This is a genomic window from Polaribacter glomeratus (assembly GCF_002954665.1).
In the GTDB taxonomy this organism is placed as follows: Bacteria; Bacteroidota; Bacteroidia; order Flavobacteriales; family Flavobacteriaceae; genus Polaribacter; species Polaribacter glomeratus.
Window position 1 is genome coordinate 1,056,489 of sequence record NZ_MSCM01000001.1, and the last position, 10,597, is coordinate 1,067,085.

General features: G+C 32.5%; 11 protein-coding genes. 5 read left to right on the forward strand and 6 right to left on the reverse strand.

From position 1 onward, the window contains the following. The first annotated feature begins 22 nt into the window (after window positions 1–22). Genes BTO16_RS04485 through BTO16_RS04495 form a run of 3 tightly spaced genes read left to right on the forward strand, consistent with a single transcriptional unit; the run spans window position 23 to window position 1,702 of the window. The gene (locus tag BTO16_RS04485) at window positions 23–607 is read left to right on the forward strand and encodes a DEAD/DEAH box helicase (RefSeq protein ID WP_245891976.1); all 585 of its coding nucleotides are present in this window, start codon (window positions 23–25) and stop codon (window positions 605–607) included. A 49-nt stretch (window positions 608–656) separates the two neighbouring features. After that, window positions 657–1,292, forward strand: coding sequence for a thiamine phosphate synthase (locus tag BTO16_RS04490; protein WP_105020441.1), 636 nt, complete (start codon window positions 657–659; stop codon window positions 1,290–1,292). A gap of 59 nt (window positions 1,293–1,351) precedes the next feature. Further along, a complete protein-coding gene (locus BTO16_RS04495) occupies window positions 1,352–1,702 on the forward strand; it encodes a DoxX family protein (RefSeq protein WP_105020442.1) in 351 nt (116 codons plus the stop codon). Here BTO16_RS04495 and BTO16_RS04500 read toward each other — a convergent pair. From BTO16_RS04500 to BTO16_RS04520, 5 genes are all read right to left on the reverse strand, one after another. Beyond that, window positions 1,699–2,076: a DoxX family protein gene (locus BTO16_RS04500; RefSeq protein WP_105020443.1), complete on the reverse strand. Its 378-nt coding sequence runs from the start codon at window positions 2,074–2,076 to the stop codon at window positions 1,699–1,701. The two genes, BTO16_RS04495 and BTO16_RS04500, sit on opposite strands and share 4 nt — an antisense overlap. A 265-nt stretch (window positions 2,077–2,341) precedes the next feature. Further along, window positions 2,342–3,397: an NAD(P)-dependent alcohol dehydrogenase gene (locus tag BTO16_RS04505; RefSeq protein ID WP_105020444.1), complete on the reverse strand. Its 1,056-nt coding sequence runs from the start codon at window positions 3,395–3,397 to the stop codon at window positions 2,342–2,344. 2 nt (window positions 3,398–3,399) lie between these two features. Next, window positions 3,400–3,825 (reverse strand): OsmC family protein, encoded by a 426-nt coding sequence (locus BTO16_RS04510; protein WP_105020445.1) that lies wholly within the window; start codon window positions 3,823–3,825, stop codon window positions 3,400–3,402. Between the two features lie 30 nt (window positions 3,826–3,855). Further along, window positions 3,856–4,950: an alkene reductase gene (locus BTO16_RS04515; protein ID WP_105020446.1), complete on the reverse strand. Its 1,095-nt coding sequence runs from the start codon at window positions 4,948–4,950 to the stop codon at window positions 3,856–3,858. An 82-nt stretch (window positions 4,951–5,032) separates the two neighbouring features. Then, entirely contained in the window at window positions 5,033–5,608 is a 576-nt protein-coding gene (locus BTO16_RS04520; protein ID WP_105020447.1) for a Crp/Fnr family transcriptional regulator, read from the reverse strand. A 170-nt stretch (window positions 5,609–5,778) separates the two neighbouring features. Here BTO16_RS04520 and BTO16_RS04525 point away from each other — a divergent pair, with 170 nt between their 5' ends. Beyond that, complete coding sequence (locus tag BTO16_RS04525; protein ID WP_105020448.1) at window positions 5,779–7,029, forward strand: mechanosensitive ion channel family protein; 1,251 nt, start codon at window positions 5,779–5,781, stop codon at window positions 7,027–7,029. A gap of 73 nt (window positions 7,030–7,102) precedes the next feature. Here BTO16_RS04525 and BTO16_RS04530 read toward each other — a convergent pair whose 3' ends face one another. Beyond that, a complete protein-coding gene (locus BTO16_RS04530; RefSeq protein WP_105020449.1) occupies window positions 7,103–9,205 on the reverse strand; it encodes a prolyl oligopeptidase family serine peptidase in 2,103 nt (700 codons plus the stop codon). A gap of 353 nt (window positions 9,206–9,558) precedes the next feature. Between BTO16_RS04530 and BTO16_RS04535 the strand changes: the two genes are divergently transcribed. Continuing rightward, window positions 9,559–10,464 carry an EamA family transporter gene (locus BTO16_RS04535; RefSeq protein WP_105020450.1) on the forward strand — a complete coding sequence of 302 codons (906 nt, stop codon included), beginning with the start codon at window positions 9,559–9,561 and terminating at the stop codon, window positions 10,462–10,464. The last annotated feature ends 133 nt before the right edge of the window (window positions 10,465–10,597 follow it).

Here is a 10,597-nt window from a genome sequence, read left to right on the forward strand (position 1 = left end):
ATTACATTCCGATATCAATGAGATGCTCGAGTTTCTTGAAATAACAACTCCCACTCCTTTTCAGAGTGCCAGCATACCTGTTATAAAAAGTGGTGCTAATATTTATTGTGTTGCTCCAGAAGGAAGCGGCAAAACAACAACGCTAATACTTACTACCTTGCAAAAATTAAAATGTGAAGCAGTTGGCACAGCGCCAAGAGCTATTGTTTTAGTTGAAGACAGAAATAAAGCGGCTGAAATGTATGATGCCTTTACCAAATATATTAGACACCATGATTTACGTCTTTATAATTGTGATGAAAAATTACATATTGATGTTATAAAATCAGAAGTTTTTGAAGGTGTAGACATTCTTATTTCAACGCCTAAAATCTTAAACAAATTGTTTTTATTAGAAGGTGTAAATACCATGCAATTAAAAATATTTAGCATGGACGATGCTGCTTTTTTAGAACAAAAAACGGCTCACAACGCTATGATGCTAATGACGCAAAGTATTCAAAAATGTCAATTTGTAATGTATTCAGAAAAAATGCATCCCTTTCTAAAACGCTTTGAGAACTATTTTATGAAACATGCTAAAGTAATTTCTGTTAAAGGAGCTTAGTAATTTTACTTTTTTAAAAAGCGAATTCTCTCACAAAAACGATTATAGAATGATACCGAAACTACAGTATATCTCTCAAGGAGCCACTCCAGAAGAACATTTAGAAAATATTCAAAAAGCGTGTTCGGCAGGTGCAGAATTAGTGGAATTGCATTTACAGAAAGTATCAGAAAAAAAACATTTAAAACTAGCAGAGGAAGCGAGAGAAATTACGTCTCATTTTCAAACTCGTTTACTCATATATAACGACTATAAAATAGCGAAAACAGTAAAAGCGGATGGAGTGCATTTGGCACAAACTAACCTTGCTACAAAAGCTAGAATACATATCTACACATGGCAAATTATTGGCGGAACGGCAAATACCTTGCATGATTGCGAAACATTGTTAAATGATCAAGTCGATTATATTCGATTAGCACCTTTTAGAACTACCGAAAGCAAAAAAAATATGCCCACTGTTTTGGGTTTAAATGGATATACTGCAATTGTAGAAGCGTTAAAAACCGATACTCCGATTATTGGAGCTGGCGGAATTACCACAGAAGATGTTACACGTATTTTAGCAACAGGAATTTCTGGAGTTGCTGTTTCTACAGAAATTACAGGTAATTTTGATAGTGTAAAGCTGTTTAACAAATTGCTAAATGCATCATCCGTAGACGAACAACGCCACACATTTTAAGAATATAATAGCACTATTTTAAAAATGATAAAAAAAACAGTTAACTTTAAACAAAAAATTTGGATTTACTAACCCCATTAGTCTGGCTTTCAAGTTTAGCATTTATATATTTCGGAGTGAATTGCTTCTATTCTGATTTTATAATTGCTGAGTTTATTAGATATGATTTACCAAGCTACAGAAAATTAACAGGAATTCTGCAGTTATTAGGCGCAGGTGGTTTGTTGGTAGGCCTTTATTTTAGTCCGTTATTAATGCTCCTCGCCTCTTTAGGATTGTGCTTGTTAATGCTAGCAGGTTTTATTGTTCGACTAAAAATTAAAGATAATTTCATTCAGTCTTCACCTTCTTTTATTTTTGCAGCTTTAAATTTATTTATTGCGCTTAAAACCTATTACAAATATTTTTAAAGAGTACTATACGCAATAATTAGATTCATTACAATAAACAAAAACGCGGGAAACGATTTGTATAAAGGATCTTTTACAATAATATGCATTACTATAGACCCCATTAATAAAGCCGTTAATCCTAAACTTCCTACAAGCGTTAGCATTTCAAACTGAATAGAAGCCATTAAAATAATTGCTAAACTCACTTTTAAAAAGCCTATTAAATAGCAAAAGTTTTTTGAAAAACCATATACTGTAAATTCTTCAACAATCGTTTTAGCATCGCCTCCTCGCCATCTTGTTGGTTTATTTTGCTGAAGTAACCAAACATTTAAAATACTGATGCCGACAATTACTTTGAATGCAATAATTATATAGTTCATTAGTTCCATTGCTATCTGTTTTTAGTTTTCTTTAAGTTATACGAATTTATAAAAAATAATCCAACGGTAGTGCTAAAAATGGCGCTCCTTTTAAATTATATTAAAACGGTTTAAAAAATATGGTTGTGAGAAAAATAAGTTTCTGTCCTTGTAACGAAATCAAAAACAACGAAAGTTCCTTAAAATAAAAACCTTTCGACTTTTGCTTTTAGGGCGCTCAATCGAAAGGTTAAAGTAAATTACTTCACTTTTTTATAGAATGTAAAATCCTATTTTATTTTAGTGATTTCATGTCAATTACAAATCTGTAGGTAACATCATTTTTAAGAATACGATCATAGGCAGTGTTTATATTCTGCATATCAATCAGCTCAATATCACTAGTAATGTTATGTTTTCCACAGAAATCTAACATCTCTTGAGTTTCTTTAATTCCGCCTATCAAAGAACCAGCAATACGCTTACGTCCCATAATAATATTTCCTCCAGAAAACGGCGCTAAAGGCTCAATTGCACCCACTAAAACCATGGTTGCATCAATTTTAAGCAATCCTAAGTAAGGATCCATTTCATGACCAACCGGGATGGTATTTAAAATAAAATCGAAACTACCTTGATGCTTTTTCATTTCTGCTTGATCTTTAGAAACCAACACTTCGTGTGCACCTAACCTTTTTGCATCTTTTCCTTTTTCTGGGGATGTGGTAATCATTACTACATGAGCACCCAATGCATTTGCAAATTTAACGCCCATATGCCCTAATCCACCTAAACCGATGACACCTACTTTATCTCCTTTTTTCACTTTCCAGTGTGTTAATGGCGACCACGTGGTAACTCCTGCACACAATAAAGGTGCTGTTGCTGCTTCGTCTAAATTTTCTGGAATACGTAATACAAACCTTTCATCAACCACCACCGATGTAGAATAGCCTCCGAAGGTTTGTTTGCCTTCAATATGTTTATCTGGGCTGTTATAGGTAAATGTTGCGCCGTTTTCACAAAACTGTTCTAAATCTTGTTGGCAAGAAGAACAAGTCTGGCAAGAATCTACCATACAACCTACACCTACTAAATCGCCTACTTTATGAGTGCTAACGTTTGCACCAATCTCTAAAACGCGACCAATAATTTCGTGTCCAGGAACTACAGGATAGGATGCTCCTTTCCAATCATCTCTTGCCATGTGTATATCACTGTGACACACACCACAATAGGTAATGTCAATTTTTATATCGTCTTTACCTGTTGCTCTTCTTTGTATATCTAACGGTTTTAAATCTTCTGTTGCTGCAGTTGCACCATATGCTTTTACTGTTGTCGTTGTCATATTTATGCGTTTTTTAACGTAATTTTTAATTCAATTTCAGTGTTTAATACTTTTGAAATCGGACAAACTTCTTTCGCTTTGTGTGCTATTTGCTGAAATTGTTCTGCGTCAATATTTGGTACATCACCGTCTAAATGTAAGGTGATTTTTGTAATTGCACCGTCTTCAAAAGTAACAACCGCATCTACATCCAACGTAGTTGCTGTAAAGTTATTTTCGTTTAGTAAGAAGCTTAATTGCATTGCAAAACAACCTGCATGTGCTGCCCCTATTAACTCTTCTGGATTTGTTCCTTTTTCGCCATCTTCAAATCGGGTATGAAACGAATATTGTGTTTTATCTAATACTTTACTTCCTGTAGTGATGCTTCCTTTTCCTTCTTTTCCACTACCGGTCCATGCTGCATTTGCTTTTCTTGTAAATTTCATGATTTGTGTGTTTTTAAATTAAATTCGTATTTATTTTGAAGCGTTTGGATAGTCTGTATATCCTTTTGCCCCTGTTGTATAGAACGTATCTTGATCCCAATCGGCTAACGCCAAGTTGTTTTCAAAACGTGCTACTAAATCTGGATTAGAGATAAAAGGCTTGCCATAAGCTACTAAATCTGCTAAACCATCCTCAATTATTTTATTCCCTTTTTCTTGATCAAACGAGGTGTTTATCATTAACGTACCGTTGTATAAAGGACGAAAATGTTTTGCAATTTCTGAAACTGCATACGGTATTTCTGAAACATCGGTAAATGGTTCTGATAAATGCACATATGCTAAATTATAATTGTTTAATTTTTTAATGATGTATTCAAAAGTCGGAATTGTATCTTCATCCATCGTCATCCCAAATAAACCATTTAAAGAAGGATTGAAGCGTGCTCCAATTTTTTCTTGCGGAATTACTTCTTTTAATGCATCCAACACTTCAAAAAAGAAACGAGCTTTGTTTTCTGTACTTCCGCCGTATGCGTCGGTTCTTTTATTAGAAGATCCATTAAAAAACTGATGAAATAAATACCCGTTCGAAGAATGTATTTCTACCCCATCAAAACCTGCTTTTACTGCATTCGCAGCTGCATTTTTAAAATCTTGAACAGTTATTTTAATATCTTCAATCGTCATTTCTTTAGGCGTAACGGTGTCTTTAAATCCTTCTGGAGTAAATGATTTTGCCTCTGGATTTAAAGCGGATGCTGATAAAGGTAATTCGCCGTTATGAAAATCAGGATGCGACATTCTACCCACATGCCATAGTTGGATAACTATTTTTCCGCCTGCATCATGCACACGTTTAGTTACTTTTTTCCAGCCTGCCACTTGTTCATCAGAATAAATACCTGCAGTATAAATGTACCCGACCGCTTGCTTGGATACTTGCGCGCCTTCTGTAATAATTAAACCTGCCGAAGCACGTTGCTCATAATACAAACCGTGTAATTCGTCTGTAGGTACATTGCCTTCGTTATCTGCTCTACTTCGTGTCATAGGTGCCATGACAACACGATTTTTTAAAGTTATATTTTTAGTATAGGGTGTTAATAAATGTTGCTTGCTCATTTTTAGTATCTAAATTGTTAATTAAAACAAATTTAAGATATGAACACAACAATCTCATTGACTTAGATCAATTAAGAGCAATTTAACTTTTTATGTTTTTACGAACCCTGCTTAAGTTTTCTGGACTAACGCCTAAGTAATTAGCGATGTCATAGTTAGCAACTCGATCTTCTATATTTGGATACGATGTGCAGAACTCAAGGTACCGTTCTTGTGTGTTTTTTTCTTGCGTAGACAAAATGCGTTTTCGTTGAGAGATAAAAGCTTTCGTTACTAAAATTCTAAAATACCTTTCAAAAATGGGCGCTTCTTCATAAATTTCTTGAAGACGATCATAATTAATCGATAACAATTGCGAGTCTTCAATAGCTTCGATATATAATTTTGAAGGCACTTGGTTGTAAAAGGCATCAAAATCTCCAATCCACCAATTTTCTATAGCAAATTGAATGATGTGCTTATGGCCCTTGTCGTCCATATAATAGCCCTTTAAACAGCCTTTTATTACAAAATATTCATGTTTTACATGGGTGCCAGGCTTCAATAAAAATTGTCCTTTAGAAACAGATATTTCATTTAAAGCCGCTTTAAATAATTCCATATCAAACCCTGTTGGTTTAATATGTGAATAAATATGTTTTGTAATCGATGGATGCATGGTACAAAGATGGTAAAATGATTGGTTTATTTCACTACTAAATTAAAGGATTCAATAGAAAGATAACTTCGCAAAGAAGCCTATTTACATCCTAGAATACCTACTTTTGCAGTCTATTACAAGACCGTATTTTCTAACCTCATGGACTTTGTTTTAAAAACTACCTACGTATGAATATTGAACATCTTTTATATGATTATTTACTAACTACAGGAATGCCAATTGCATCAGCCAAATACTTAAACATGATTGTTTTAGTAATTGCGCTATTAGTATCGGCTCTTTTAGTTGATTTTATCATTCGAAAAATTATAGTGCAATTGTTTACACAGTTTGCTGCAAAAACTGAAACCAATTTCGATAATTTATTGGTACAAAATAAAGCACCCCGAAATATTGCACATATCATTCCTTTAATCATTGTTTTAGAACTTGTTCCGTATGTTTTTGTTGACTTTAAATACTTTGAAAATATTGCTCAAAAAGGATTGCAAGTATTTACCATTATTCTTATACTTTGGGTTGCCCGAAGTCTCTTAAATACCCTTAAAGACTACTTTAAGACCTTGCCCCGTTTAAACGATAAACCTATAGATAGTTACATACAAGTATTTATGATATTTGCTTGGGTAATTGGTATATTGTCTGCTTTTGCAATTATTACGGGTATTGAATTTATTAAATTCATAACCACTATTGGTGCTGCTTCTGCTGTTATTATTCTAATTTTTAAGGATATTATTCTCGGTTTTGTTGCTAGCATACAGGTTTCTATTAACGATATGGTGCGAATTGGTGATTGGATTACCTTTGAAAAATATGGCGCCGACGGAGATGTTTCTGAAATCAACTTATCAACTGTAAAAGTTCAAAATTTTGATAAAACGATTACAACGATTCCTACATATGCATTAATTTCTGATTCCTTTAAAAACTGGAGAGGTATGGAAAACTCTGACGGAAGGCGCATAAAAAGAGCTTTAAGTATTAAACTAGATAGTATCCATTATTTATCTAAGGATGAATTAGATAAATTAAAAAAAATACATATTATTTCTAACTATTTAGAAACTAGACAAGCGGATATTGATAACTTCAATACAAAGAATAACATTAACAAAGAAGTGCTTTTAAACGGAAGAAATCTTACCAATATTGGTGTGTTTAGAAAATATATTGAAACCTATGTAGAAACACATTCTGGTATCAATAAAGACATGGTAATTATGGTTAGACAATTGGCTACAGAAGCGAAAGGAATCCCTATAGAAATTTATGCTTTTAGCAGCGATAAACGTTGGAAAAACTACGAATACATTATGGCAGATATCTTTGATCATATTATTGCAGCTGTTCCTCATTTTAATTTAGAAGTTTTTGAATTACCAAGTAATTCAAGTTTTAGAGATGCACAAAAATAAATTACTTTTTTGATTGTCTGTGGATAAAACAAATACTTAAATTTAGCATAGAAAACATAATAAAGCTATTTTCTTACTCTGTTTTGTTGAGCTCTCTGCTTAAAAAAGTATACACGAAAGTAAGTTCTTCTGTATACGTATTGTACTGACTTGCGCCATAATGCCCTTCATTCTCTTGCGTCCATAATAGAATAGGGTTCGTTTGTTGTAAACCGTTTTGTAATTTAGCGGCAAACTTGTAAGAATGATTAGGCGGTACTCTTGAATCATTTGTACCTGTTATAATTAATGTTGATGGATAGTTTACATTATCTTTTATGTTTTGCAGTGGAGAATACGAAAGCATATTTGTAAATTCTTCTTCATTTTTAACAGTTCCGAATTCACTTGTATTTGTAAAGTGCGCGCCTGCTTCTGTTTTTTCAAAACGCAGTACATCTAAAACTCCAACATTTATAACAGCAGCACCAAATAAATCTGGTCTTTCCATTAGTGCAGCTGCTGTTACCATTCCGCCGTGAGAGCTACCCATAATTCCTATTTTTTTAGGTTTTGTATATCCTTCAGCAATTAAAAAATCGGCTGCTTTTGTAAAGTCTAAAATACCGTTTTTCTTCTTTAAATTTCTTCCTTCTTGCCACCAATCAAAACCAAACTCTCCGCCGCCTCTAACGTGTACATACGCAAATGCACCTCCATTTTCTATAAAAGAAATAACACCTGGGTTAAAAGATGGTTGTGCAATAACGCCATAACCACCATAAGTATTCAGTAGAAAAGGGGTCGTTCCGTTTTTAGGCAAAGAATCTTTGTACACAATAAAAATAGGGACTTTTACGCCGTCGTGTGCATCAAAAGTTGTTCTCATAAATTTATACTTAGAAGAATCAAAAGCAACTGCTTTTTGACCTAAATATGAAAATTTGTAGGTAGTTAAGTCCAACTTACACGATACTGATGGAACTGTGTAGGAAGACAAATTAAATGTCAATTCCTTTTTTTCTTCATTATATTTCAAATTACTAACCGCTAATCCTTCTGGAGTAACAAGCTCACCTAGCACTTTACCTTTAAAATTGGTTACTGTTAATAAAGATGAGTTTTCCATTTGAAATGACGTTACTATTTTTTTATCCGCAAAAACAGCACTTGTAAATACAGCACCATTGTAAGAAGGTGTTAGTAATGCCCATTTTTTAGGTTCGTTTATTGGAAAACTAATTACATATTTTTTATTTTTAATATTTGTACTCGCATATACGGTATCGTTTTCAAAATAATGAACAGACATGTTATATTTAATATCTGTAAACATAGGTGTAAACTCTCTTATAGCTTGTTTAGGTCTTAAATAATAGTAACTATAATTATCTTTAGAATTATCAGATTTTTTAAGAATATACAAACTTTGTTCACCAACTCCATACAAACTTAGAAACTCATCTTTTGTATCTACATTAAAAATTTTAGTATCTGCAGTTTGCTCTGTATCTAAAGTATGGTATAGTAATTCTGGGAAACTTCTGCTTACTTTTTCTGCATTGTATTTATTTTTTATATAGAAAAAACCTTGTCCGTACCAATTAATTTGCGGCGCTATAACTTCTGTTAAAACCTCTTTAAAAAACTGCCTCTTTTTAATGCCTACTATTTTAATTTCTTTCCAATCGCTTCCATTTCTATTGTATTGATAGGCTAAAAATCGATCATCTTCAGAAGGATCTAAATGGGTGAAAATAATTCGGTCTTTGGTAGAAATAGAATTAGGTCCTAATAAATGCTGATAACTTGTTTTGTTTCCTTTGGTGTAATAAATATTTAAGGGAGAGTTTCTACCCGGATACATTAATTTAAAATAATACTCTTGATCTTTTTTGTTTTCAACTAAGTTGTCATACTCCATTTGACTCCAAAGAAAGGATTTCATTTTAGCTCTAGCACCATTAGAATTCGCTAGTTTATGTAAGTATTTTACAGTTATTTTATTTTGATCCTTTACCCAGTCTACCACTTCAGGGTTCCCTGCATCTTCTAACCATTGATAGTCGTCTGTAATTTCTACAGAATGGTAACGATTTACTACAGGTTTCTTTTTAGTTGGTGGGTATTTAATTTGTGCCTTAAAAACAAAACTATAAAGTAAAAACACTACCAACAAAACCTTTTTAAACACCATTTCTTTTTATTTTTCAATCACGATTTTAAAACGTTAAAAATAGCTATAAAATAAAGAGTTGACAATGAAAACGAAACAAATAGGTGGTTTTAGTTTTTAGTTTCAGAACCTGATATTTACCTTTCAACTTCTATTAAGATAAATTCCACGTAATAAAATTAGAGACTGCTTGTAATTTCTTTTGATGAAAATCCTCTTTATTCCTAATCAAAATAGGACTTGACTATTCACAATTTCTTTCTGAGCTTATCGCAGTTTTTTTTACCTGCAAGAACTTTCTGTAAAAACCAAAATAAAGAGTAAAATGATAAATAGTATACCCCTAAAATAACTTAAAAAACTATATTCGCGCCGTGTGGATATATTTAGGCTTATTAGCTGCTCTTTTTCTAGGATTACATAATTTATGTAAGAAACATGCAGTGCAAGGAAACGAAGTTTTCCCAGTTCTTTTCGGTACTATCATTGCTGGTTTTTTGTTATTGTTACCGCTTTTTATAAGTTCTCAGTATGCTCCTGAATTCACCAAAGAAATAGGTTTTTTTATTACTGATATTCCTTGGAAAACGCATGGTTTTATTTTTATAAAGTCAATGATTATGGCAGCTTCATGGATTTTAGCTTTTCAAGCTTTAAAACATTTGCCTATTACTATTGTTGCCCCTATTCGATCTGCTGGACCGTTTTTTACCTTTATTGGTGCTATTTTAATTTATGACGAACGACCTAATTTTATGCAATGGATTGGTTTTTGTTTGATTATTTTCTCGGTGTTATTGTATTCAAGAGTTGGTAAAAAGGAAGGCATCATTTTTAAACGTAATAAATGGATATTTGCCATAATAGGTGCTACATTTTTAGGTGCTTCTAGTGGTTTGTATGACAAATTTTTAATCCAAAGTTTATTCTTAAATCCGCAAACTTTACAATTTTGGTTTTGCTGGTATACGCTACTAATTTTACTTTGTATTCTAGCGATAACATGGTTCCCATATCCGAAGAAACGAGCCGCTTTTAAATTCCGATGGACGATTATTGGCGTGGGTGTTCTTTTACAAACAGCAGATTATTTTTATTTTAAAGCCTTACAAGATCCGGATGCTTTAATTATGCTGCTTTCTGCGATTAAAAGAAGTCAGTTATTAATTGCGGTTGTTTTAGGCGGACTTATTTTTAAAGAACAAAATAAACGAAAGAAATTAATCCCTTTAATTGGTATTATGCTTGGTGTCTTTTTGATTTTATATGCATCCACATAATGGAAATAGCTAAAAATCTTACGTTGCTTAAACTTCCCTTTTTAAGCTTCAATTTAGATTAGTGTAAATTCGAGATAAAAAAATATTTAATCGAATATAAAATTGTTTTTTTAGTATAATTTGTAATTAAAAT